The 22572-nt window shown below is 74.5% G+C and carries 22 protein-coding genes and 1 pseudogene; 7 read left to right on the forward strand and 16 right to left on the reverse strand.

Annotated elements, in window-relative coordinates; translation table 11 throughout:
• Window positions 1-88: 88 nt before the first annotated feature.
• On the reverse strand, window positions 89-520 hold the full coding sequence (locus F7Q99_RS22640; RefSeq protein ID WP_326846995.1) for a protein-tyrosine phosphatase family protein: 432 nt from the start codon (window positions 518-520) through the stop codon (window positions 89-91).
• Window positions 521-713: 193 nt separating this feature from the next.
• Window positions 714-2057 carry a helix-turn-helix transcriptional regulator gene (locus tag F7Q99_RS43215; protein WP_153464264.1) on the reverse strand — a complete coding sequence of 448 codons (1344 nt, stop codon included), beginning with the start codon at window positions 2055-2057 and terminating at the stop codon, window positions 714-716.
• Between the two features lie 159 nt (window positions 2058-2216).
• On the opposite strand from F7Q99_RS43215, the gene F7Q99_RS22650 reads away from it, so the two are divergent.
• On the forward strand, window positions 2217-3146 hold the full coding sequence (locus tag F7Q99_RS22650) for an NADP-dependent oxidoreductase (protein ID WP_153464266.1): 930 nt from the start codon (window positions 2217-2219) through the stop codon (window positions 3144-3146).
• Window positions 3147-3242: 96 nt separating this feature from the next.
• On the opposite strand, the gene F7Q99_RS22655 is transcribed toward F7Q99_RS22650, so the two are convergent.
• From F7Q99_RS22655 to F7Q99_RS22665, 4 genes and pseudogenes are all read right to left on the reverse strand, one after another.
• Complete coding sequence (locus F7Q99_RS22655) at window positions 3243-3932, reverse strand: ATP-binding cassette domain-containing protein (protein WP_153464267.1); 690 nt, start codon at window positions 3930-3932, stop codon at window positions 3243-3245.
• A gap of 82 nt (window positions 3933-4014) precedes the next feature.
• Window positions 4015-4815, reverse strand: coding sequence for an ABC transporter ATP-binding protein (locus tag F7Q99_RS41365; protein ID WP_326846996.1), 801 nt, complete (start codon window positions 4813-4815; stop codon window positions 4015-4017).
• The gene (locus F7Q99_RS22660; RefSeq protein WP_230210287.1) at window positions 4812-6773 is read right to left on the reverse strand and encodes a branched-chain amino acid ABC transporter permease; all 1962 of its coding nucleotides are present in this window, start codon (window positions 6771-6773) and stop codon (window positions 4812-4814) included. Before F7Q99_RS22660 ends, F7Q99_RS41365 begins: the two co-directional genes overlap by 4 nt.
• A gap of 132 nt (window positions 6774-6905) precedes the next feature.
• A pseudogene (locus F7Q99_RS22665) lies at window positions 6906-7454 on the reverse strand (hypothetical protein); the annotation flags it as partial.
• A 106-nt stretch (window positions 7455-7560) separates the two neighbouring features.
• Here F7Q99_RS22665 and F7Q99_RS22670 point away from each other — a divergent pair.
• Window positions 7561-8127 (forward strand): hypothetical protein, encoded by a 567-nt coding sequence (locus tag F7Q99_RS22670; RefSeq protein WP_230210288.1) that lies wholly within the window; start codon window positions 7561-7563, stop codon window positions 8125-8127.
• Window positions 8118-9518, forward strand: coding sequence for an ABC transporter substrate-binding protein (locus F7Q99_RS22675; protein ID WP_153464269.1), 1401 nt, complete (start codon window positions 8118-8120; stop codon window positions 9516-9518). Before F7Q99_RS22670 ends, F7Q99_RS22675 begins: the two co-directional genes overlap by 10 nt.
• A gap of 42 nt (window positions 9519-9560) precedes the next feature.
• Here F7Q99_RS22675 and F7Q99_RS22680 read toward each other — a convergent pair whose 3' ends face one another.
• From F7Q99_RS22680 to F7Q99_RS43220, 4 genes are all read right to left on the reverse strand, one after another.
• Window positions 9561-10736, reverse strand: coding sequence for a PP2C family protein-serine/threonine phosphatase (locus F7Q99_RS22680; protein ID WP_326846997.1), 1176 nt, complete (start codon window positions 10734-10736; stop codon window positions 9561-9563).
• 58 nt (window positions 10737-10794) lie between these two features.
• Window positions 10795-11217 (reverse strand): MarR family winged helix-turn-helix transcriptional regulator, encoded by a 423-nt coding sequence (locus F7Q99_RS22685; protein WP_326846998.1) that lies wholly within the window; start codon window positions 11215-11217, stop codon window positions 10795-10797.
• Between the two features lie 63 nt (window positions 11218-11280).
• Window positions 11281-12501, reverse strand: a complete 1221-nt coding sequence (locus F7Q99_RS22690) for a M48 family metallopeptidase (protein WP_153464271.1) — start codon at window positions 12499-12501, stop codon at window positions 11281-11283.
• 103 nt (window positions 12502-12604) lie between these two features.
• Entirely contained in the window at window positions 12605-13345 is a 741-nt protein-coding gene (locus F7Q99_RS43220) for a universal stress protein (protein WP_153464273.1), read from the reverse strand.
• A gap of 225 nt (window positions 13346-13570) precedes the next feature.
• Here F7Q99_RS43220 and F7Q99_RS22700 point away from each other — a divergent pair, with 225 nt between their 5' ends.
• Window positions 13571-14737 (forward strand): CapA family protein, encoded by a 1167-nt coding sequence (locus F7Q99_RS22700; protein ID WP_153464275.1) that lies wholly within the window; start codon window positions 13571-13573, stop codon window positions 14735-14737.
• On the opposite strand, the gene F7Q99_RS22705 is transcribed toward F7Q99_RS22700, so the two are convergent.
• On the reverse strand, window positions 14673-15077 hold the full coding sequence (locus F7Q99_RS22705) for a hypothetical protein (RefSeq protein WP_153464277.1): 405 nt from the start codon (window positions 15075-15077) through the stop codon (window positions 14673-14675). The genes F7Q99_RS22700 and F7Q99_RS22705 overlap by 65 nt on opposite strands.
• 131 nt (window positions 15078-15208) lie before the next feature.
• Between F7Q99_RS22705 and F7Q99_RS22710 the strand changes: the two genes are divergently transcribed.
• Complete coding sequence (locus tag F7Q99_RS22710) at window positions 15209-15808, forward strand: class IV adenylate cyclase (RefSeq protein ID WP_153464279.1); 600 nt, start codon at window positions 15209-15211, stop codon at window positions 15806-15808.
• Window positions 15809-15948: 140 nt separating this feature from the next.
• Here the strand turns inward: F7Q99_RS22710 and F7Q99_RS22715 are convergent, their stop codons facing one another.
• Window positions 15949-16680, reverse strand: a complete 732-nt coding sequence (locus tag F7Q99_RS22715) for a helix-turn-helix transcriptional regulator (RefSeq protein ID WP_153464281.1) — start codon at window positions 16678-16680, stop codon at window positions 15949-15951.
• Between the two features lie 63 nt (window positions 16681-16743).
• Here F7Q99_RS22715 and F7Q99_RS22720 point away from each other — a divergent pair, with 63 nt between their 5' ends.
• Both F7Q99_RS22720 and F7Q99_RS22725 read left to right on the forward strand, forming a co-directional pair.
• Window positions 16744-17217: a hypothetical protein gene (locus F7Q99_RS22720; protein ID WP_153464283.1), complete on the forward strand. Its 474-nt coding sequence runs from the start codon at window positions 16744-16746 to the stop codon at window positions 17215-17217.
• Window positions 17218-17347: 130 nt separating this feature from the next.
• Complete coding sequence (locus tag F7Q99_RS22725) at window positions 17348-18460, forward strand: PQQ-dependent sugar dehydrogenase (RefSeq protein ID WP_326846999.1); 1113 nt, start codon at window positions 17348-17350, stop codon at window positions 18458-18460.
• A gap of 311 nt (window positions 18461-18771) precedes the next feature.
• Here F7Q99_RS22725 and F7Q99_RS22730 read toward each other — a convergent pair whose 3' ends face one another.
• The 4 genes from F7Q99_RS22730 to F7Q99_RS22745 form a co-directional block, all read right to left on the reverse strand.
• Window positions 18772-19344, reverse strand: a complete 573-nt coding sequence (locus F7Q99_RS22730; RefSeq protein WP_230210289.1) for a GTP-binding protein — start codon at window positions 19342-19344, stop codon at window positions 18772-18774.
• Between the two features lie 148 nt (window positions 19345-19492).
• A complete protein-coding gene (locus tag F7Q99_RS22735; protein WP_326847000.1) occupies window positions 19493-19873 on the reverse strand; it encodes a DUF742 domain-containing protein in 381 nt (126 codons plus the stop codon).
• On the reverse strand, window positions 19870-20301 hold the full coding sequence (locus tag F7Q99_RS22740; RefSeq protein WP_153464285.1) for a roadblock/LC7 domain-containing protein: 432 nt from the start codon (window positions 20299-20301) through the stop codon (window positions 19870-19872). The genes F7Q99_RS22735 and F7Q99_RS22740 overlap by 4 nt, the downstream gene beginning before the upstream one ends.
• The gene (locus F7Q99_RS22745) at window positions 20301-22349 is read right to left on the reverse strand and encodes a sensor histidine kinase (protein ID WP_153464287.1); all 2049 of its coding nucleotides are present in this window, start codon (window positions 22347-22349) and stop codon (window positions 20301-20303) included. Before F7Q99_RS22745 ends, F7Q99_RS22740 begins: the two co-directional genes overlap by 1 nt.
• Window positions 22350-22572 lie beyond the last annotated feature (223 nt).

The following is a 22572-nucleotide window of genomic DNA, read 5'->3' on the forward strand; positions in this document are numbered from 1 at the left end:
CGTGTGAAAACTGTGTGATGTTGATCGCGAACATGCCATCAGCTGTCCGGCCGGCACCTGTGCGTGGCCGGCGTCGACTCGTGGCCGGTCAGGGTTGCCGTTCGGCGTACCGCCGCTGCCAGGGCGTCTCGACCGCGTGCGGGCTGTAGTGGGTGCGGACGTAGGCGACGGCCTCGGCGGGCGGGACGCCGTCCAGGACGGCGATGCGGGCGAGTGCGGTACCGGTGCGGCCGCGTCCGCCGGCGCAGGCGACTTCGACGCGTTCGGTGGCGGACCGTTCCCAGGCTTCACGGAAGGCGTCGGCGGCGTCGGCGCGGTCGGCGGGCAGGCGGAAGTCGGGCCAGCGCAGCCAGCGGCTCTGCCACGGGACGGGGGCGGGGCGGCGGCCGAGCAGGTAGAGCCCGTACTCGGGCAGGGGGCCGGGCGGCAGGGGGCGGCTCAGGCCGCGGCCGCGGACGAGGCGGCCGGAGGGCAGTCGGAGGATGCCGGGGGCCGCCGGGTCCCATGTTGTCTCGGTCACGTCACCTCTCGGGGATTTCCGCTTGTCTGGAACGAAGCTGGCGATTTTAATCGTCAGCAAGGGTCGCTGTACGGCCCCTTAACTTGGGAGATGTCCATGATCGAGCGCTTTCCTTCCCTCGTCCCCGGCACCAACGACACCGGCTGGAGCGCGACGGCCGGCACCGCCTGCTGAACCGAATCGCCAGGCGTCGTCACGACGCGACGTCCAGCGCGGGCGCCGTCGGTAGGCCCGCCCGATGGGCGAGGGCGGCGGCCTCGCCGCGGGAGGCGACGCCCAGCTTCGCGAGGATGTTGGCGACGTGGAACTTCACCGTCGACTCGCTGATGTGCAGGGCCTGGGCGATCTCGCGGTTGCGGCGGCCCTGTGCGAGCTGGTCGAGGACCTCCCGTTCGCGCGGCTGCAGGCTGTCCGACGGGTGGGTGGCGAGGGCCGGTTCGGGTACGACGAGCGGCAGGTCGACCGTCACCGTGCTGCCCCAGCCGGGCACCGCGTCCACGGTGGACCGGCCGCCGAGGGCGGCGATCCGGTCGGCGGTGCGGTGGACGGCGAGCGCGTCGGCGGCCAGCAGGCCGGGGCCGTCGTCCCGGACCACCGCCCGCAGCGTGTCGCCGGTGAACGTCCAGCTGACGCGCAGTCTGGTCAGGCCGTCCTGGCCGAGCATGGTGAGGACGGTCGCGCGGACGGCGTCCCGGGCGGTGTGCGCGGTGTCCGCGGGGACGGACCGGCCGGCCTCCGCCGGGGGCGCCAGGTCGAGCCGGACCCGGCCGTGCCGCAGCAGCGGGCGCAACTCCTCGGCGAGCCGGGCGAACGCCGTGCCGGCGGGCTCCTCGCTCAGCGCCCGGTCGAGTTCGGCACCCGCGCGCAGGTCCAGCAGCGCGGTGACGGCGAGTTCGGTGGCGCTGCGCCGCGCGGTGGCGTCGTCCAGCGCGGGCGAGCGCAGCGGCGCGAGGATCGCGGTGAGCGCCGCGCCGTGCCTGCCGGTGAACTCGGCGATCGCGCGGGCCCGGGCGTTCGCCGAGGCACGCGAGGCCGCCGCGTGCCTGGGAGCGGCGTCGGTCGCGCGGTGGTGCGAGTGGGTGGTGACCAGCTCCCACAGCTGCTGGAGGACGGCGAGCGCGTCGTCGGCCACCGGGGCGGCCGTGGCGCGGACCAGCACCAAAACCGCGGGGTTGCTGTTCTCCGGTGACGCCGCGACCACCACGACGGGCCGGCTGCGGCCCGCTAGTTCGGCCTCGCCCTGCCAGGGCAGGCCCCCGGCCGTCGCGCCCGCCGCGGTCTCGGCCAGCCGGGCGAGCTCCAGCCCGCCGACGTCCCCGGCGAGCTCCGGCAGGCCGTGGGCGAGTGTGGGGGAGTACGTGCAGACGCCGCTGAGCTGGGCGATCGCCACGTGCGGGACGAGGGTGGCGAGCACCTCGGAGAGGCGGCTCAGAATGTCCGGCCGGGGGGTGCGCAGCACCTCGACGGCCCGGGCGAGCGCGTCCTCGGGACGCCCCCAGGAGCGCTGCCAACCGCCGTCCGTGGTCACGTCGTCCATGCCGACCACCCTAGCCCGCGGGGCCGCCGGTCCACCTGGCCGTTCGGACGGGTGGAACCGTCCGAAAGGCGGGCCGCGCCGCCGCCGTCCGTGCCCGAGGCTGGAGTCGTACCACCGATGACTCCCTTCCAACGTCCGGATACGGCAAGGACTTTCCACATGACCAAGGCGATCGCCTTCTTCGAGTTCGGCGGCACGGACGTGCTGCGCCCGATCGACGTCGAGCTGCCCGCGCCGGGCCCCGGCCAGGTGCTGGTCGAGGTCCGCGCGGCGGGCGTCAACCCGCTGGACTTCAAGCTCCGCGCCGGCGCGATGGCCGCAGTGTTCCCCGTCCCCCTCCCGTTCGTCCCCGGCTTCGAGCTGGCCGGCGTGGTGCGGTCGGTCGGTCCGGACGTGACCGCATGGGCGCCGGGCGACGAGGTGTTCGGCGCCGTGATGGGCGGCGCGCACGCCGAGCACGCGCTCGTGCCCGCCGACCTGCTCGCCCGCAAGCCTGCCACGCTGAGCTGGGAGCAGGCCGCGGCGATCCCGGTGGCGGCCGAGACGGCCGAGCGGGCGCTGGACGTCCTGGGCGTGCGGGCCGGTGAGACGCTGCTGGTGCACGGCGCTGCGGGCGGGGTCGGCACCGTGCTGCTGCAGTTCGCCCGGGCGCGCGGGATCACCGTCATCGGCACCGCGAGCGAGGGCAACCACGCGCACCTGCGCGAGCTGGGCGCGATCCCGGTCGCGTACGGCGACGGGCTGGCCGAGCGGGTGCGGGCCGTCGCCCCGGGCGGCGTGGACCGGGCGCTGGACGCGGCCGGCCAGGGCGGGGTGCTGCCGCTGTCGGTGGAGCTGACCGGCAGCGCGGACCGGGTGCTGACGATCGCCGACTTCGCGGGCGCCGCGGAACACGGGATCCGGTTCAGCGGCGGCGCCGAGGCCGGCGAGTCGTACAACGGGCGGGCGTACGAGTCGGCGCTCGCGCTGCACGCGGCGGGCGCGCTACGGCTGCCGCTGCACCGGGTGCTGCCGCTGGCGGAGGCGGCCGAGGCGCACCGGGCGAGCGAGCACGGGCACCTGCGCGGGAAGATCGTGCTCACGGTCTGAGCCTCTGGCGGGGTCCGCCAGCCCGGCGCCGGCTGGGCGGGCGGACACCCCCGGGATCGACGAACTTGCCGCTGCACGAAGCCCGTTGGAGGGTATTCATCGCAGCGACGGCCCCGGGCCGGCCGATCCGGACCCGGCGCCCGCAGCAGCGCTCAGCTCGGCCGGCTCCCCGGAGAAGCTGACCTCCCCCCGGTGCAGCACGTGCACGACGGCGGCCCGGGCGAGCGTGCGCGGCAGCTCCTGCGCGGTGAGGACCACCGTGGTGTCACCGGCCAGCAGGCGGGCGTGCAACCGGGCGGCCACCGCGGGAGCGAGGCCGCGCTCGGGCTCGTCGAGCAGGAGGAGGGCGGGCTGCGCCGCCAACGCCCTTGCGATGGCGACCAGTTGCTGCTGCCCTCCGGACAGGGACCCGGCCGGGCGCGCCAGCAGCGCCGTCAGCTCGGGGAACAACTCCAACGCGGCATCGCGACCGGGCCCGCCGAGTTGCAGATGCTCGGCCACGGTCAGCGACCCGAACACCGCCCGCTCGGCCGGCACCAACGCCATCCCCAGCCGCACCCGCTGATGCATCGAGAGCCCCGTCACGTCCCGCCCCCGCCACACCACCCGCCCACCCGACAGCCGCACCACCCCGGCGAGGGCGTGCAGGACGCTGGTCCGGCCGGCACCGTTGCGCCCGAGCAGGACGGTCACGGCGGAGGACGGGAAGGAGAGGTCCACCCCGTGCAGCGCTTCGAGCGGGCCGTACCGGACGCGGGCGGCGTGCAGGGCCGCTTCGACGGGCATCACGCCACCTCGCCCGGGGCGACCGAAGGCCTCACGGCCCGGCCGACGTCCCAGCCGCGGTTCGGACCGGATCCGGGAAGCATCACGCCACACCGCCCCAGGCCCGGGTGACCCGGGGGTCGGCCAGCACCGCCGCCGTCGGGCCGCCCGCGACCACCCGGCCGTCCGCCATCGCATAGACGGTGTCGGCGAGTTCCGCGACCAGCCCCGGATCGTGCTCCACCAGCAGCAGCGCCATGCCCCGCTCCGCGAGCCCCCGCAGCACGGTCACCAGCCGGGCCGTCTGCACCGAATCCAGCCCGGCCGCCGGCTCGTCCAGCAGCAGCACCCGCGGCCCGCCCGCCAGCGCCCGGGCCAGCTCGACCAGCCGCAGCACCCCGGTCGGCTGCGCCCCGGCCGACTCGGCGGCGACGTCCTGCAACCCGAACAGGACGAGGGCCCGCGCCGTCCGCTCGGCCACGTCCTCGACGTCCGGGCGGCCCCGGCGCTGCTCGGCACCGACGCGGACGTTGTCGGCCACCGACAGCGTCGGGAAGACGGCGATCTGCTGGAACGTCCGCGCCAGCCCGAGCCGGACGCGTGCGTGCGCCGGAACCCGCGTGATGTCCTGCCCGTCGAGCAGCACCCGCCCGGCGTCCGGCCGCGCGGTGCCGGCGAGGCAGTCGAAGAGGGTGCTCTTGCCGGCGCCGTTGGGCCCGATGAGCGCGGTGATGCGGCCGGGCGGGGCGGTGAGGTCGACGCCGGAGACGGCCTCGATGCCGCCGTAGCGGCGGACGATGCCGCGGGCGGTGAGGCGGGCGGCGGTACCCGGTTGCGGAGGTTGGCGGCGCCCTGCCCGGCGTGGCCTGGCTGGGTGAGGAGGCCGCTGCGCCGGGTCGTTCACGGCTGCTCCTTCCCGGCGAGCCGCGCGGCGATCCCGGCGCGGGCCCGCTGCCCCGCCGGGGTGAGGCGGCCCGGGGGCAGAGGAGGCGGGGGAGCCGGACGGAGGCGGGTGGCGAGACCGGCGAGGCCGCCTGGGAGGCGGCCGATGGCGGTGGCGAGGATGCCCACGGCCACGGCCGAGACGCCCGCGACGGTGCCCGCGTCGAGACCGATAAGAAGGGCGGCGGCCAGCACGGCGCCGAGGGCGCTGTCGGCGCCGGCGACGACCACGGCGGCGAACCAGAGCAGACCCCGCACCGGGTCGAAGGAAGCGGCGTCGAAGGCGCGCCCGGCCATGCCCGTCAGCGCGCCTCCCAGCGCGGCCAGCGCCGCGCCCGCCACGAAGGCGAAGAGCTTGAGCCCCGGCACGTCCACCCCCGCCGCCACCGCGCCCGCCTCGTGGTCGCGCATCGCGGTGAGGGCACGGCCGAGGCGGCCCCGGTGGAGGCCGCGGACGGCGAGCAGGCCGAGGCCGAGGAGGAGGAGTTCGGCGAGGTAGAAGGCGCGGTCCCCGGCCAGGAAGGCGGGCCGGTCGAGGGTGAGCCCGGTGGTGGCGTACGGCTGCTGGAACACGAAGCGGCTCATGGCCGTCCCCACCGCGAACGTGACCAGGGCGAGCGCGAGCCCGCGCCGCCGGATCGCCGGCCAGCCGGTGAGCAGCCCGAGCGGCGCGGTGGCGAGCACCGCGACCAGCAGGGCGGGGACGGCCGGGAACGGCGGAAGGCCCGGAATCCGCCCGGACATCAGCAGCGCGGTGCCGAGCGCGCCCAGCCCGGCGTACCCGGCCTGGCCGAGCGAGATCTGCCCGCCGTAGCCGGTGACGACGACGATGGACAGCAGGACGAGGGCGAGCGCGGGCACGAAGAGCGCGCTGCGCAGGTCGTTGCCGCGGAAGCCGAACGGCAGCAGGAGCAGGACGAGGCAGACGGCGCTCGCGACCCGTCCGCTCCCGCCGCTCCGCGGAACGGCCAGCGCCGTCGCGTCGGCCCGTTCGCCGGCGATGCGCGGCCCGGCGAGGAGGGCGGTGGCGAGCAGCGCGATGACGAACAGGTTGGACTGGACGGCCTGGACCAGGGGCAGCAACTGGCCGGACGGGCGCAGGCGGGTGAGTTCGGCCTGGGCGATGCCGAGGCCGAGCCCGACGGCGACGGCGACCGGGATGCTGCGCAGCCGGGCGGCGACGGCGACGGCCATGGTCTCCATGACGAGCAGCGGCAGCCCGTACGGGTCGAGCAGCAGGTAGGGCGCGAGGGCGATGCCGACCAGCCCGGCGGTGAACGAGCCGAACGCCCAGCCGGCGGCCGAGACGCGGTCGGCGTTCACCCCGGCGAGGGCGGCGAGCCGGCGGTCGTCGACGACGGCGCGCAGGTGGAGGCCGAAGCGGGTCCAGCGGGTGGTGGCGGCGACCGTGAGGCCGAGGACGAGGATGGCGGCGAGCTCGGCGACGGTGTCGGGCCGCAGGCTGTGCCCGCCGGACAGCCGGATCGGGGCGCCCCCGAGCGGGGACGGGACCCCGGCCAGTGGTGCGCCGCCCCACACGAGCACGACGACGCCGATGAGCAGCACGAACACGCCGAGCCCGGCGACCATGGTCTCGGCGGGCCCGGCGCCGCGCCGCTGGAGGGGCCGGTAGACGAGGACGTCGAGCAGGATGCCGAGCACGGGGGCGACGACCAGCAGGCAGCAGGCGACGGCGGGCCAGACCGGCCAGTGCCGGACCACGACGAGCTCGCGCAGCAGGTAGGCGACGGCCATGGCCTGGGCGCCCTGGGCGATGTTGAGCACGCCGGTGGCACGGTGGCAGACGACCAGGCCGATCCCGCTGAGCGCGGCGGCGCCGCCGACGGTCAGCCCGGCGAGGGCGAGGTCGATCGTGAGGCCGAGCGAGTCGGGGGCGGAGGCGGCGAGCGCGAGGGTCATCGGGGTTCAGCCGCTCGGTGGGTCGGATTCGCCCGGACGGGTGGGTCCGCCGGAGTCCGTGGGCGTTTCGCCCGAGCCGGTGGGCGTTTCGCCCGAGTCTGTGCCCGGTTCGCCCGACCGCGCGGTCGGTCCGTCCGACTCGGCGGGCGGCTCGCAGACCGGGCAGGCCGTCAGGCCCCGCGCCCGGACGGTCCGCGCGTCCACCGGCGCGGCCTGCGCCTTTCCGGCGACCAGCGGGCAGTCCGGCCGGTGGTAGTGCGTGCCCCCGGGGACGGCGAGCCACCCGTCGCCGGCGGCCCGCCGTCCGGCCGCCGGCCCCGGCTCGTCCGGTTCGACCAGCAGCGCGTACAGCTGCTCCATCCTCCGGTCGGTCAGGTCGCCGCGCCCGGACGGCCCGTCCGGGCGCAGCGCGACCAGGACCGTGCCCGCCACGATCAGGGCCGCGCCCGGAATGGTGGACGACGCGAGGTACGGGATCTGCTGCTCGACGAAGCGCTCGCCGGACACCCCATACCAGCCGAGCACGCACAGCACCGCTCCGGCGGCGACGAGCAGCCAGCCGGCCCACTCGCGCGCGCCCCGGACGCCCCGGACGGTCCGCAGCAGGCGGGCACCGCGCCGGACGGGGGAACCTTCAACGGCGGTTCGGGTGATTCTTCCGCCGGATTGCGATTCGTCCATCGATCCGCCTTCATGGTGTCACTTGCGACGTTTCCAGGATCGGCCTGGAACAGCATCCGGGACACCGAGAAACCGCCCCGGCCGGCGCAGTCGAGAGGGAACACCCATGCACGTGATGCGGAGCGGCACCCCCAAGGTCCTGCGGGCGGCGAGCGGGCTGCTCGCGCTGCTGCTGGCGGGCACGGTGGCGGCGTGCAGCAGCAGCAAGCCCAGTTCCACGGCCTCGCCGTCGCCGAGCGCGAGCGCCAGCCCGAGCGCCAGTGCCAGCGAGAGCCCGTCCGCCTCCGCGACCGGCACCGCGCCCGCCGACGCGGCCGCCGCCAAGGCGCAGATCACCGCCAACTGGGAGAAGTTCTTCGACCCCGCCACGCCCATCCCCGACAAGGCCAAGCTGCTTCAGAACGGTGACGCGCTGCTCCCCGTGCTCCAGGGCTTCTCGCAGGACCCGCGCGTGGGCCAGGTGAAGGCCACGGTGACGGACGTGGCGTTCACCTCGCCGACCGACGCCACCGTCACCTACTCGCTCTCCCTCCAGGGCCAGGTCGTCGAGCAGAGCGCGACCGGCCAGGCCGTCCTCGACAACGGCACCTGGAAGGTCTCCCGCTCCACGCTCTGCGGCCTGCTCACCCAGGCCGCCGGCGCCAGCGGCACCCCGATCCCCGGATGCAGCTGACGGCCCGAACCCCGAGCCGCGCCGCCGCCGCGCTCCCGCGCAGGCGACGGCCCGGCCGCGTGCCGGCAGCCGTGCCGATCCTGCTCCTGCTGCTGGCGGGGTGCGGCACCCGGCTGCCGGACGGCGCGTTCTCCGGCCGTCCCACCCCGACCCACCCCTCCGCCTCGGGCACCAACCCGGCCTCGGACACCGGCGTCACCGCCACCGAGATCCGGGTCGGCATCGTCACCTCGCTGACCAGCCCGGTCGGCAGCGAGGTTTTCAGCGGCCCGCGCTTCGGCGCCCAGGCGTTCTTCCAGGCCCTCAACGACCGCGGCGGCCTGCACGGGCGCACCGTCAGGCTCGTGACCTGCGACGACGGCGGCAGCGGCATCGGCAACCAGGACTGCGTGCACCGCCTGATCGACCAGGGGCACGTCTTCGCCTTCGTCAGCGGCAGCGTCCTCGACTACGCGGGCGCCCCGTACGTCAGCGGCAAGGCGGTGCCGGACGTCGGCGGGCAGCCGATCGGCACCGCGTACGACCGCTGGCCGCACCTGTACGGGATCTACGGCAGCAGCGCCCCGCGCGACGGGCGGGCCGTCGGCTGGAACGGGACGCTCTACCAGAGCACCGAGGTGTTCCGTTTCTTCAAGGAGCGGCTGGGCGCGCACAGCGCCGCCGTCGTCGCGTACAACCAGGCCGACTCGGCCCGCTACGCCGGCCAGCTGAAGGCCGGGCTGGAGGCCGAGGGCTACCGGGTGCTGCTCCAGACGGTGGACTTCGCGCTGCCGAACTTCCAGGCGGTGGCGGCGGCCGTCCGGGCCGACGGCTCGCAGCTGCTGTTCGACGCCATGGACACCCGCGGCAACGCGGCGCTCTGCCGGGCCCTGGACGAGGCCGGGGTGCAGGTGACCGCGAAGGTGACCAACGTGCAGAACTGGTCGGAGTCGGTGCGCACCGACTACCAGTCCTCGCCCGGGTGCCGCAACGCGCTCTGGGCGACGTCGTCCAGCCTCAACTACGAGGACGAGCAGTACCCGGCGGTGCACGAGTTCCGCACCGCGATGGCCCGCTACTACCCCGACCGCGCGGCGCAGCTGTCCGCCTGGGAGCTGGAGGGCTGGGCGGGCGCGCAGTGGCTCACCGACGCGATGGACTCCTGCGGCGCCGACCTGACCCGGGCGTGCGTGGAGGCCTTCATAAACCGCGCCGAACCGTACGACGCCCACGGCCTGATCCTGCCCGCCTCCTTCGTCCCGCAGCCCCCGCCCACCGGTCTTCTGCACGCCTGCCTGAACGCCGCGCGCTGGCAGGACGCGGCCCAGGGAGGAAAGGGCGGCTGGGTCACCCAGGTGCCGTCCATGACGACCACGTGCTTCGACGTCCCGCAGCTGCCGTACAAGCCGTAGCGCTGGCTTCGTCGGAGGCGTCCGGCAGCTCAGGCGCCTGCGTCAGCCGTCGCCGGGGAGGCGTTCGACGATCACCATGGCCGCGTCGTCGTCCAGGTGGCCGCCCACGTGGGCGAGGAGGTCGCGGCGGATGCGGTGGAGGAGGACGGAGGGGCGGTCGGACTGCCAGGCGGTGACGCGTTCGGTGAGCGGGTAGAAGCGGCGGCGGGCGTCGCGGGCCTCGATGACGCCGTCGGTGTAGATCAGCAGCCGGTCGCCGGGCTCGAACGGGTAGGTCTCCACCTCGTATGTGGTCGGGGCCAGTTCGCCGAGGCCGAGCGGCGGTGCGGGGTGGCGGGCGACGAGCGGGCTGACGCCGTAGGAGTGGAGCACCAGCGGGGGCGGGTGGCCGCAGTCGATCATGTGGACCACCGTGTCGTCGTCGGGGATGTCGAGCAGGACGGCGGTGATGAAGGACTCGCCCGTGTCGTCGGCCGCGGTGTCGCCCGCGTCCCCTCTGAGCCGGCGGCGCCGGGCCTGGTCGGCGAGCTGGGTGAGGTCCCAGCAGACGCTGCCGTCCAGGTAGGCGGCCAGTCCGGGCAGGTCGGCGTGCAGGTGGGCGGCGGCGCGGAAGGCGCCGAGCAGCAGGGCCGCGTCGCCGAGCGAGGACAGGCCCTTGCCGCGGACGTCGCCGACCAGCAGCCGGGTGCCGGTGGTGGTGCGGGCCGCCGCGTAGAGGTCACCGCCGACCTGGGCCTCGGCCTCGGCGGCCAGGTAGACGGAGGCGAGGTGCAGTGGCCCGATCCGGTCCGGCAGGGGGCGCAGCAGCACCCGCTGGGCGGCCTCGGACACCGAGCGGACCCGGGCCAGTTCGCGCTCGTGCCGGTCGCGCAGCACCCGCAGGACGACGATCAGCACCGAGACGGCGAGCTGGGCGCCGAGCTGGGTCTGGTGGTTGGCGGTGGTGAGGCCGTCCCGGGCCAGGCCGATGACGGTGAGCGCGGCGAGCGCCAGCGCGGCGACGGCGGCGGTGGCCCGGGCGCCGGCGAAGGAGGCGGTGAGGGCGGGGGCGACGATCAGCAGCGGGCCGAGGTGGATCTGCGGCGGGGAGAGGATGTCGACGATCGTGATCACCACGATCAGCGCGAGCGACAGCGCCGTCAGGACGCGGCGGTCGGGCCGCCAGGGCCGGCGGCGGTCGCGGGGGTGCGGGTCACGGTCTCGCTGCCGTAGTGGCACCTCTCCTCTGTACACCGTGGGGGCGGTCGGGCGCACCCCGGGCACTTCGGGGCCGGCGTCAGCCTTCGGAGCCGTAGCGGGCGAGGTAGTCGGCGAAGCGGGCGACGTCCTCGTCGGACCAGTCGGTGAAGCGGGCGGTGAAGGAGATCCGGCGCTGCTCGTTGGCGTCCCGCAGGAGGGTGAGCCCGGCGTCGGTGGCGCGCAGGATCTGGCCGCGCTGGTCGTCCGGGTCGGCCTCGCGGCGCAGCAGGCCGAGCTTCTCCAGGGCGGTGACCTGGCGGCTGACGGTGGACTTGTCGAGCATGAAGTACGCGGCGACGTCGGCGGCCCGGCAGCCGCCGCGCTCGGTGATCAGGTCGAGGATGCTGTAGGTGACCAGAGAGAGGTCGGGGTGCAGCTGGGAGGCCTTGTGCCGGGCGCGGCGGGCGAAGGCGGTCAGCTCGCGCTGGATGGTGTCGATCGACGTCTGGCGGCCGGGCACGGCGTTCCTACCTCTCCGAATTTGTTGCACTATACAACGGATTTCGCCTGGCGCATGACCGGCTCAACCGGTGCCGCTCGCCGCTCCGTCAGCCGTGCCGTCAGCGGTTCCGCTCGTCGTCTTCCAGGCGCGGGCGGCGGCGATGCGGCGGGTCGCACTCGGGTGAGTGGCGAACAGTAGCTCAAGCACCTGGGGCGGGTCGACATCGGACACGTTGGCCAGTGCCAGTCTGCGCTGCATCGCGATGAACTGCTCGGCGTCCGAGGTGAGTTCGAGGGCGTGCCGGTCCGCCCTCGCCTCGATCCGGCGGCTCACCACGCACTGCGCCGGCCCCGACAGCGAGCCCAGCAGCGCCGCGCACGCCGCCAGAAGCGGCAGTGCCCGCGGGTCGGCCGCGTCCGCGGCCCCGGCCGCGTGCAGGAGAGGGCGCCAGGTGCTCAGCAGGCCCAGCATGCACACCGCCACGGCCGCGCCCGCCGCGCCCAGCACCGTGCCGGTCAGCACGTCCCGGTGCTTCACGTGCCCCAGCTCGTGCGCGATCACCAGCTCCACCTCGCGCGGCTCGGCCGTCGACAGCAGCGTGTCGTACGCGACGATCCGGCGGGTCGCGCCCAGCCCCGACACGTACGCGTTGAGCGCGGTGGTCCGCCGGGAGGCGTCCGCCACCAGGACGTCCCGCACCCGCACGCCGTCCCGCTCGGCCAGTTCGAGGAGGGCCGTGCGCAGCGGGCCGTCGGGCATCGGGGTGAAGCGGTTGAACACCGGCTCGATCAGGAGGGGGTGGAGGAACGACAGCGCCACCGTGAGCAGCGCGGCCGCTCCCGCCGCCGGCAGCCACCAGCGGTCCGGCGACCAGGCGGTGAGCGCGAACAGGCCGAGGGCGAGCGGCAGGACGAGCACGAGGGTGAGCGCCAGGCCGCGCAGCGCGTCCGCCGCCCAGCCGGCCCAGCCCTGCGTCACCAGGCCGTACCGGGCCCGGACGACCCGCACCCCGGCGCCGAACGGCAACTGCACGGCCTGGCCCAGGACGACGAGCGCCGCCGCGCCCGCCAGCACCTCGGCGGTGCGGGAGCCGCCGAACCAGCCGCCGACGGCGGTCACCAGGCCGGCCCCGGCCGGGGTGAGGCCGAGGAGCAGCGTGAGCGCGAGGCCGGTCAGGCGTCCGCCCAGTGCCCACGGGAGCTGGGCGCGGCGCAGGGCCCGGCCGCGGGCGCGTTCGGCGGGGGTGAAGTCGTCGGCGGAGTCGGTGGCGCCGGTGGCGTCGTCCGTGGTCGTGCTGTCCATGGGTGGGCTGCGGCTCCGGGGAAGTCGGGCGGGAGGTGTCGCGGTTCAGCATGGCGTACCACGCCGGAGCCGCGCTCGCTCCTTGGTGCTCGCTCCCGGGCGCTCACTCCTCGGTGGGCCCGGTGGCGCTCTGGACGCCCGCGCGCAGCAACTGGTGCCCGAGGTCGACCAGCGCGCGGCCGACCGCGAACTCGTCCCCGATGGCCGGCGCCGGGGTGTCGCGCGGGTTGCGGCGGGCGAGCGCGTCGCTGTGCAGGACGTCGCCGTCGGTGTCCAGCACCGCGTGCACCCGGGTGGTGTCCCCCTCCTCGACCACGTGCAGACTGAGCTGCCAGTCCTTGGTGCGGACGGTGCCCTCGGCCGCCTCGGCCGTGGTCGGGCGCGGCGGCGACGCCGTCCCGTCGGCGCGGACGATCACCACCGGGCAGACCCCGTGCGCCGCGCAGCGGGCGCTCACCGAGCCGAGCAGCGTCCGGGCGAAGGTGCCGCGCCCGCGGCTGCCCAGGACCAGCAGGTCCGCGTCCTCGGCCGCCTCCAGCAGCACGTCGGCGGCGTGCCCGAGCACCAGGCTCTCCCGGATCTCCACCGGCCGCTCCCGGCCGACGACCTCGTCCACCTCGGTGGTGAGCGTGCGGCGGGCGGTCTCCTCGAAGCCGTCGTCCACCGTCGGCGCGAACCAGCCGTAGAGGGACGGGTACTCCCAGGCCGCCACCGCGTGCACCGTCGCCCCGGTGAGCACAGCCTGCCCGACCGCCCAGCGCAGGGCCGCCTTCGAGGGCGGTGAACCGTCGATCCCGACCACGATCCGGCGTGCGCGGCCGGCGGTCGGCTGATTGCTGGCCATGGCGTACCACCTTCGGCGTCGAGCGTGCGTCCTCTTCCAGGGCTTCCACGGTTTCCACTGCTTCCACTGTGCACGCTGTGCGCGGCCGGGGCCGGATCGATCCCTTCCGAACCGTGTACCGATCCTGTCCGAACTGCGTTCGGGGCGTTGTGGATACCGCGCGGAGGCGTGGTGGAGGAGTGACATAGGCTGACCGTTCTTGAACCGACCCCGGGGGGACCACTCATGCGCCGTGCCGCGGCCGCCGTCGCGCTGCTCATCGGGCTGACCGCCGTCGCGGCCTGCGGGCCGGACGATCCCGGCCCCGGCTCGGCCGCCGAATCCACGGCGCCGCAGGCGGCGCCGTCGGGAGCCCCGGCCGGTGCCCCGGCGGGATCGCCGTCCGCATCCGGCACGACGAGCGCCGGGCGCACCGCCAAGCCGACCGCGCCCCGGCCCGACGGCACCATCACGGTGGCGTTCGCCGGGGACGTCCACTTCGAGGGCCGCACCGAGGCCCGGCTCGCCGTCCAGCCGCCCGAGCGGGCGCTCGGCCCGATCTCCGGGGCCCTCGCCGACGCCGACCTGTCCGTGCTCAACCTGGAGACCGCGATCACCGGCCGCGGCGCCCCCGAGCCCAAGCTCTACACCTTCCGCACCTCGCCCAAGGCGCTCGGCCTGCTCAGGGACTCCGGCGTCGACGTCGTCTCCATGGCCAACAACCACGCCGTGGACTTCGGCGCCGACGGCCTCGCCGACACCCTCGCCGCCAAGGACTCCTCACCGATCCCGGTGATCGGCGTCGGCCGCACCGCCAAGGACGCGTACGCCCCGTACGTCACCACCGTGCGGGGCGTGAAGGTCGCCGTCGTCGCCGCCAGCCAGATCGAGGACCTCACCAACCAGAAGTGGCGCGCCGGCGCCGACAAGCCGGGCATCGCCTCGGCGCTGGACGTCCCCGCGCTGGTCAAGGCCGTGGAGACGGCGAAGCAGCAGGCCCCCGTCGTCCTCGTCTACCTGCACTGGGGCGAGGAGGGGAAGGCCTGCCCGACCGGCGCCCAGACCACCATCGCCAAGAAGCTCGCGGCCGCCGGCGCCACGGCCGTGGTCGGTACGCACGCCCACACGATGGTCGGCTCCGGCATGCTCGGCAACACCTATGTGGGGTACGGCTTCGGCAACTTCCTCTGGTACGGCACCTCCAACTACCCCTTCTCGAACGAGACCGGCGTCACCACGCTCACCCTCACGCGGGATGGCAAGGTGACCGGGGAGGCGTTCGCCCCGGCCGCCATCGACGACAAGGGCATCCCCCAGCCGGTCACCGGCGCCGCCGCCGACGCGGCGCTCAAGCGGCGCGACGGTCTGCGCGGCTGCGCGGGACTCGCGCCCGCGCCCGCCGCCTCGCACTGAGCTCCTCGACGTCCTGCGTCGTCAACGCCTCGGCCACCGCCAGCCCGGTACCGCGCGAGGCCGCCAGGCGCTCGCGCACCTCGCGCGGCGTGCGCGGGCGCCAGCCGGGGCCGTAGCAGCACCTGGAGTGGAAGGTCACGCCGGCGCGCAGCAGTGCGGTGAGCGCCCGCCACCCCGCCTCGTCCCGCTTCTTCGGCACCTCCAGATCGTGCCCGGCGTCGAACAGTTCCTCGCCGCAGCGCGGGCACCCGTTCTGCCCGGCGGCCCCGTGCCTCTTGGTCGACACCCGGCAGGACAGGCACACGTAGTGCCGCCGGGAGGTCTGGGATCGCGTACACATGCGTGCCACGGTAGGAGGTTGACGGCGCGACGGCACCCGGATTTCGCGCGGCGCGGGGCAGCGGCAGCGGTCCTCACCACGTCCCTGGTGGGGGCATGATGCAGGGACCGAGCGGACCGGAAGGCAGAGGGATGATCGAGGCGGAGCTGAAGGCGGTCGTGCGCCAGTCGGGGGCGCTGCTGCGCCGTCTGGAGGGCCGGTACGGGCCGGGGCGGGCGGAGGTGTACCGGGACACCTACTACGACGCGCCCGGCGGCGAACTGCTCGACGGTGACCGTGAGTTGCGCATCCGGGAGGTCGAGGGCGCGGACGGGAGCCGGCGGACGCTGCTCACGTACAAGGATGCCCGGGTGGACGAGGCGTCCGGATCGAAACCGGAGTACGAGACGGTGGTGGCGGACGCCGGGGCCGCGCACGGGATCGTCCGCGGTCTCGGCTATCTGCCGCGGCTCGCGTTCGAGAAACGGTGTCGCAACTACGCCGTGGAGCGCGCCGGTCGGCGCTTCCTCGTGACGCTGGTGCGGGTGCCCGGGCTCGACGGGGTGTACCTGGAGGTGGAGACGGCTGCGGCGGGGGAGGACGAGCTGACGCCGGCGCTCGCCGCCGTGCGCGAGCTGATGGCCGAACTCGGCATCGAGCATGGCGACTTCACAAGCGAGCTGTACACGGACGCGGTGGCCCGGCGGGGGAGGGGCGCCGGTGGCGGAGGTACCGGTCGGGCGGGACGTTGACGGTCGCGCGGGCTCTCGGGTGGGTGTGCCCCTCTGGCTGGCCCTGATTGAATTCGGCGAGACGATCCGTTTTGCCGATCCGTTTCGGCTTTGAGCTGGATCCGTCGAGGCTTGTCCCCCTATAAGGACTGACCCGTGAGCTATAAGGACTGACCCGTGAGTCGGCCCGACGGCGTGGCACCCGCGGTGCGGGCGGCCCAGAAGGTGCGCAGGTCGAAGTCGGCAGGCGGGCGGAAGTCGTGCAGACTCGGCGCCGTCGCGCGAACCCACGACACGGGCAGGACCATCGGCGTGGTGCCAGGTGTGTGGGCGGCCACGAGGTACCAGGCGCCCGCCTCCAGCACCATGCCGTACGGCGAGACGGCGTGCACCTCGTCTTCGTTGCCGTCCGGCGTGCGGTAGCGGACCTCCACCGCCTGCTCGTCCTTGACCGCCTGGGCGAGCACCGGGAGTCGGCCGACGCCCGGAGCGTCGCGGCGCCAGGAGTCGCCGTCGATCAGGAAGCGGGACCCGATGCGGGCCGCGTGATCGCCCACTTCGGCGGGAAGCGCGGCGGCGATCTTGAGCTGCGCGGACGCGGCGTAGGAGGCCAGTCCGAGGTCGGATGCCGGTCCTGCCATGGGCAGCAGGAAGAGCGTCTCGGCCTCGCACGGCGTCAGCCCTGTCAGCCGAGTTCGGTAGCCGTCGAGCAGCCGGTAGCCGCCGTCACGGCCGCCCTCGCCGTAGACAGGGACACCGGAGGCGGACAGCGCCTCGACGTCCCGGTAGACCGTCCGGACCGACACGTCCAGTTCCTCGGCCAGCGCGCGTGCGGTCATCAGGCCGCGGCTCTGGAGCAGCAGCACGATCGACATCAGCCGGCTCGCCCGCACGGTCGCCTCCGTTCCCGATCGACTGACAGAGGATGTCAGTCGATCCCCCCTACCGTTCCCGGCATGGCATTCCACCACAAGTACGTTCAGGCACTCCCGACCGTCGAGATCGACGGCCGGCAGCTCAAGCCCTACCACATCACCCGCGCCGCGGACCGCCCTCTCGCGGCGGAACTCGTGGCAGCGGCCTACGAGACGGCGGCGAAGATGCTGCCCGAGCGCGACGACACGCCGCCCGGCGGCTGGCTCGTGCTGCACGAAGGCCAGGGCGCCCTCTACCTCTGCGTGTACGCATGGGTCTGGGACAACGTCGTCCACGCCCGAGTGGCTGCCGCGGGGGAGCCCTTCCTGGGCTGCCCGGACGACGACCTGAAGCACTGGACGATCAACTCCACCCCCTATGTCGGATGTGTCTGGGAGCTGCCCACCATGGAACACGAGCGCCGGGCCTGGGTCCGCCACATGCTCGCCCCGGACACCCCTGACCTGTCCGGCTACCTGGCGGACCGCCTCCCCGACGGGCCCATCGGGGACTGAGAACGACCTGATCGGCGACAGGATCAAGGGCGGAAGACGTGCCACGCGGGCCGTGGTGCGGCGGGTTGCCGGGGCCCGCGCGAGCGGGTGTGCTGTGCTGGGACCCCGTCACGTCCACGGAAGGGCCCCGGTGCACCATCGTCTTGCCGCCGCCCTGCTGGCCCTGCTGCTCGGCCCTGCCGCCGCCTGCTCCTCCTCGCCCGCTCCAGGCGGCGTCGCGACCACCCCGGCCGCGACTGCGTCGTTCTCGGGCGCCCCGGTCGTTCAGGCCACCGTGACGGACGGGCTGGCCGTTCCCTGGGGCGTGGCCGTGCTGCCCGACGGCGACCTGCTGGTCTCGGAGCGGGACAGCGCGCAGATCGTCCGGGTCGCCGCGGCCAGTGGGGCGAAGACCGTGGCGGGTACCGTGCCGGGCGTGACGGCCGGAGGCGAGGGCGGTCTGCTCGGCATCGCGCTCTCCCCGGCCTTCGCCACCGACCGGCTCGTGTACGCCTACTTCAGCACCACTGCGGACAACCGGATCGTTCGCTTCAGCTACGACCCCGCCCTGCCCGCGGCCGCCCAACTCGGCGCGCCCGCAGTCCTTCTGACGGGCATCCCGCACGGCCCGCGTCACAACGGGGGCCGGATCGCCTTCGGACCGGACGGACTGCTGTACGCCACCACCGGCGACAGCAGCAACTCGGCACTCGCCCAGGACAAGGGCTCGCTCGGCGGCAAGATCCTCCGGCTGACCCCGGACGGCGCTCCGGCGCCCGGCAACCCGTTCCCCGGCTCGCCGGTCTACTCCTACGGCCACCGCAACGTCGAGGGCATCGCCTGGGACGCCGAAGGGCGGCTCTGGGCCTCGGAGTTCGGCGAGAACTCCTGGGACGAACTCAACCTGATCCGCCCGGGCGGCAACTACGGCTGGCCGTCCGTCGAGGGCATCGGCAACCGGCCCGGGTACATCGACCCGCTGGCCGTCTGGCGCCCCGCCGAGGCCTCCCCGAGCGGCCTCGCCTACGCCGACGGAGCCCTCTGGATGGCCGCCCTGCGCGGCACCCGCCTGTGGCGCATCCCGGTCTCCGGCGACCACCTCGCCGGCCGTCCGCAGGACTACCTCGTCAACGCCTACGGCCGCCTTCGCACCGTCGTCACCGATCGCGACGGCACGCTCCTGCTGGTCACCAACAACACCGACGGCCGTGGCGACCTCCGCCCCGGCGACGACCGGATCCTCCGGTTCACCGTGGCGAAGTAGGCTGCGGAGCAGCGTCGCCCACCACCCCCGCAGCGGGCACGCACGCGCCGCCCGCCCACGCCGCCTCCGCGCCGCACGGAACGTCTCGTCCCGGATCTCCACCACGTGCCGCATGGGTGCCTCCTCGTTCGAGTACCGCTTCACCCACGCACAGCCCATCAGCACCCGCGCCGATTCCGGCCTCGCCCCGAAGTCACCCGATCGGGGTTCAACCCCTCTGGCGGCGACCAGGCCGTTCACTCGTTCGAGGGGTTTGGCGTCGCCAGGCCGCACACCGGCCTCCTGGGACAGAAAGACCTAGCGGTGAGCGCTCACCGCCGCCCGGCGAGGGCGTCGCGGCGGACCCGGTCGAGCAGGGCGAGCAGCAGCTCCTTGCTGGACGCCCGCTCCCGCACGTCGCAGAGGACGATCGGCACCTCCGGGCCGAGGTCGAGGGCTCGGCGGACGTCCTCCGGCGTGGCCTCGCGCCGGCCGTGGAAGCAGTTGACGCCGACCGCGAACGGGATGCCGCGCTGCTCGAAGAAGTCCACGGCGGCGAAGCTGGATTCGAGTCGCCGGGTGTCGGCGAGGACGATCGCGCCCAGGGCGCCGAGCGCGAGGTCGTCCCACATGAACCAGAACCGGAACTGCCCGGGCGTGCCGAAGAGGTAGAGCACGAGGTCATCGCGGACGGTGATCCGCCCGAAGTCCATGGCCACGGTGGTGGTGGACTTGTCCTGGATGCCCTCCAGGCTGTCGACCCCGATGCTGGCACGGGTCATCCGCTCCTCGGTCTGCAGCGGTTCGATCTCGCTGACGGAGCCGACCATGGTGGTCTTGCCGACGCCGAATCCGCCGGCGACGAGGATCTTGACCGCGCCCGGCACCAGGCTCTGGGTCGTCAATTCGGGTCTCCTGGAGTGGGGCTGGGGGCTTCGCGGAGAGATGCCGGTCGGTGTGGCGGCCGGTTCAGCGGTGCAGGTTCGGCGCCATTGGTTCGGAGCCGCCGGTTCGGAGCCAGCGATTCAGAGCCGGCGATTCAGAGCCGGCGATTCAGAGCCGGCGGACGCCCTCGATCACGGCCTGGATCAGCGAGATGTCCGGCGCCTCGGCGAGCTGGACCGGGGCGCGGGTGAGGATCAGTCGTGCCTCGGCCAGGTCGTCCAGCAGCACCTTGACCACGCTCACCGGGAGGTCGAGCGTGGCCGCGATCTCGGCCACGGCCAGCGGGCGTTCGCGGCACAGGTCGAGGATCGCGGCCGGTTCGGGTGCGAGCCGGCTGGTGTCGGTGCGCGGGTCGGCGGTCACGACGAGGGTGATCAGCGCGAAGCCGTCACGGGCCGGGCCGGTGCGCCCGTTGGTGATCGCGTAAGGACGGACCAGATGGCCTGCGTCCTTGTCGAAGAACCAGGCCTCGTCGGTGTCGGCGGTCACGCACCGCCACCCACGCCGACCTGGCCGGCGTCGCTGCGCGGCGCCGCGGTGAGGTACTGGCCGACCTGCTTGACCAGCATGTTGATCTCGTAGGCCATCAGTCCGGCGTCCACCTGCTCGCTGGTGAGCACGGCGAGGCGGGCGCCCTGGCCGGCCGTGGTGACGAAGAGGAACAGCTGGTCCATCTCGATCACGGTCTGCCGGACCCGACCGCCGTTGAACCGGTGGCCGGCGCCGCGCGCGAGGCTCTGCAGGCCGGAGGCGACGGCGGACAGGTGCTCGGCGTCGGCCCGGTCGACGCCCTGCGACATGCCGACCAGCAGGCCGTCCTCGGAGAGGACGATGGCGTGCCGGGTCTCGGGTACCCGCGCCACCAGCTGGTCCAGCAGCCAGTTGAGGTCGCGCTGGGTGTCGGTCTGCTGCGTCATCACTGCTGTTCCTTGGCTTCCTGGGCGGCGGACGGTGCGGTCGGCGCGTCCGGTTCGGGGTCGGCCGCGCGGGCGGTCCGGGTGCCGCGCTGGATGGCGGCCATGGTGGCGCGGGAGCGCTGCGGGGACGGATCGTCGGCCTCGGCGGTGCCGTACCGGGTGCCGGCAGGGGCGGCATGGCCGGCGAAGCCGGGGAGTCCGGCGGGCGGGGGCATCATGGCGCCGGGCGCGTGGGCCTCTCGCAGCTGCTCGGCGAGGCTGGCGTTGCGGACCCGCTGCGGCAGGACGCGCGGGGTGCGCAGTTCGCCGTCCGGGCCGTGATCCAGGGAGGCCTCCTGGGCGCGTTCGTGGGTGGGCACGGCGCGGTCGGCGGACATGCCGCCGAAGCCGGCCCCGGCCGCACCGCCCGCACCGTTTGAACCGCCAGGCCCGGTCCTGCTGCCCGTGCCCTCCGTGCCGTCCGAGCCACCGAGGCGCTCCGTGGGGTTCTCGGCCAGGTCCTCTGCCAGGTCGTCGTACGGCCGGGGGAGGACGGGCCGCGGGACGACCACGGCACCGGGCAGGCCGGGGATGGTGGAGCCCACGGTCAGGCCGCCGTTGGCGGGCGCACCGCCGTCCTGGCCGCCCCCTACTGGGTACTGGGCGAGCAGTTCACCGATGATCGCGCCACTGTCGTCCTCCCCGGGAGCACCAGGAGCGCCAGAAACACCCGGCAGCGCCGGAGCCGCCCTGACTGCCTCGGGAATCGCAGGAACCACAGGAGCCCCACCGCCCAGGAGCCCGCCGAGCACCCCGGCCAGCGCGCCCGACAACTCGTCGTCCACCTCGCCGAGATCGCCGTCCCCGGCCGGCAGCGGCTCGGGCACCGGCGTCCGCGTGACGCGCGCGCCGGACGGCAGCCCGGGCACCGCGGCCGGCTGCTCCGCCTGCTCCAGCAGCACCGAGGGCACCAGCACGACGGCCCGGGTGCCGCCGTACGGCGAGGGCCGCAGGGTCACCTGGATCTCGTGCCGGGCGGCCAGGCGCGCGACGACGAACAGGCCGAGCCGCAGGTCGTCGCCGAGCGCGGAGACGTCCAGCTCGGGCGGGTTGGCCAGGTAGTCGTTGAGCCGCTCGTACTCCTCCTCGCTCATGCCGAGGCCGCGGTCCTCGACCTCGACGGCGAGGCCCTTGGGGACCTCCTGCGCGGAGACCTGCACCTGGGTGTACGGCGGGGAGAAGGTGGTGCCGTTCTCGATCAGCTCGGCGATGAGGTGGATGACGTCGGCGACGGCCTGCCCGCTGAGGGAGGCGCGCGGCACGCCCTGGACGACCACGCGCGCGTAGTTCTCGGTCTCCGAGACGGCGCTGCGCAGCACGTTGACGACGGGCACGGCGTTGCGCCAGCGTCGGGCGGGCAGCGCGCCGCCGAGGATGACCAGGTTCTCGGCGTTGCGCCGCATGCGGGTGGCGAGGTGGTCGACGGCGAACAGTTCGCGCAGCAGGTCGGGTTCCTCGTGCTCGCGCTCCAGCGCGTCCAGCATGCTGATCTGGCGGTGGATCAGGATCTGGGTGCGGCGGGCGATGTTGAGGAAGACCTTCTTCGTCCCCTCGCGACCCTGGGCCTGGTGGACGATGGCGGCGACGGCGGCCTGGCGGACGGCGGCGAGGCCGTCGGCGGTCTGCTGCACCTCGTCGCCGGCCCGCCGGGACGGGGACCAGGTGGGCGGGGTGGGCACCGGCTCGCCGGAGCGCAGCCGTCCGACCACCGCGGGGATCTCCTGATGGGCGAGCGCGAGGGTGTCGGCGTGCAGCCCGGCGAGGCGGGCGGGCAGGGCCCGGGCGGCGCGGACGCCGCGGATCAGACTGACCAGCAGGACCAGGGAGACGGCGGCGGTGCCCGCCAGCAGGGCTGTGCTCTGGCCGGTGTCGCGCAGGAGGTAGGCGGCGTAGCCCCAGGCGGCGGCGAGGCCCAGGCTGGGGACCAGCACGAGGGCGAGGAGCGAGCTGCGGAGGGAGCCGGACGGGCCGGCGCGGTGGCCCGTGCGGGGGGCCGATATGCCTGGCATCTGATTCCTTGTTGCAGGGCCGAACGGCGGGTTGGCCCGCGCGCGGTCCGGCCGGGCTTCAGGGCGCCACGGCCGGGGTTGCCGAACGGTGTGACGTGACGTCATCGTCCGGGCGGGGTGCAGCACGGCCGCCTATGTCAGGAACGCTACCAGTCCCAGGTGCCCTCATCGCAACATCAACTGACGATATCTGAACGGTTGATGGTCACGATGAAAGCTTTCG

Origin of the sequence: Streptomyces kaniharaensis (genome assembly GCF_009569385.1) — a bacterium.
Classification (GTDB): Bacteria; Actinomycetota; Actinomycetes; order Streptomycetales; family Streptomycetaceae; genus Kitasatospora; species Kitasatospora kaniharaensis.

Bases quoted from the DNA above. Each gene is read 5' to 3' on its own strand.
- F7Q99_RS22655 (WP_153464267.1), bottom strand. From the start codon at position 3,932: ATGCCCGTCGAAGCGGCCCTGCACGCCGCCCGCGTCCGGTACGGCCCG.
- F7Q99_RS22710 (WP_153464279.1), top strand. From the start codon at position 15,209: ATGATCGAGGCGGAGCTGAAGGCGGTCGTGCGCCAGTCGGGGGCGCTG.
- F7Q99_RS22675 (WP_153464269.1), top strand. From the start codon at position 8,118: ATGCAGCTGACGGCCCGAACCCCGAGCCGCGCCGCCGCCGCGCTCCCG.
- F7Q99_RS22700 (WP_153464275.1), top strand. From the start codon at position 13,571: ATGCGCCGTGCCGCGGCCGCCGTCGCGCTGCTCATCGGGCTGACCGCC.
- F7Q99_RS22690 (WP_153464271.1), bottom strand. From the start codon at position 12,501: ATGGACAGCACGACCACGGACGACGCCACCGGCGCCACCGACTCCGCC.
- F7Q99_RS22745 (WP_153464287.1), bottom strand. From the start codon at position 22,349: ATGCCAGGCATATCGGCCCCCCGCACGGGCCACCGCGCCGGCCCGTCC.
- F7Q99_RS22705 (WP_153464277.1), bottom strand. From the start codon at position 15,077: ATGTGTACGCGATCCCAGACCTCCCGGCGGCACTACGTGTGCCTGTCC.
- F7Q99_RS43220 (WP_153464273.1), bottom strand. From the start codon at position 13,345: ATGGCCAGCAATCAGCCGACCGCCGGCCGCGCACGCCGGATCGTGGTC.
- F7Q99_RS22650 (WP_153464266.1), top strand. From the start codon at position 2,217: ATGACCAAGGCGATCGCCTTCTTCGAGTTCGGCGGCACGGACGTGCTG.
- F7Q99_RS22740 (WP_153464285.1), bottom strand. From the start codon at position 20,301: ATGACGCAGCAGACCGACACCCAGCGCGACCTCAACTGGCTGCTGGAC.
- F7Q99_RS22660 (WP_230210287.1), bottom strand. From the start codon at position 6,773: ATGACCCTCGCGCTCGCCGCCTCCGCCCCCGACTCGCTCGGCCTCACG.
- F7Q99_RS43215 (WP_153464264.1), bottom strand. From the start codon at position 2,057: ATGGACGACGTGACCACGGACGGCGGTTGGCAGCGCTCCTGGGGGCGT.
- F7Q99_RS22670 (WP_230210288.1), top strand. From the start codon at position 7,561: ATGCACGTGATGCGGAGCGGCACCCCCAAGGTCCTGCGGGCGGCGAGC.
- F7Q99_RS22720 (WP_153464283.1), top strand. From the start codon at position 16,744: ATGGCATTCCACCACAAGTACGTTCAGGCACTCCCGACCGTCGAGATC.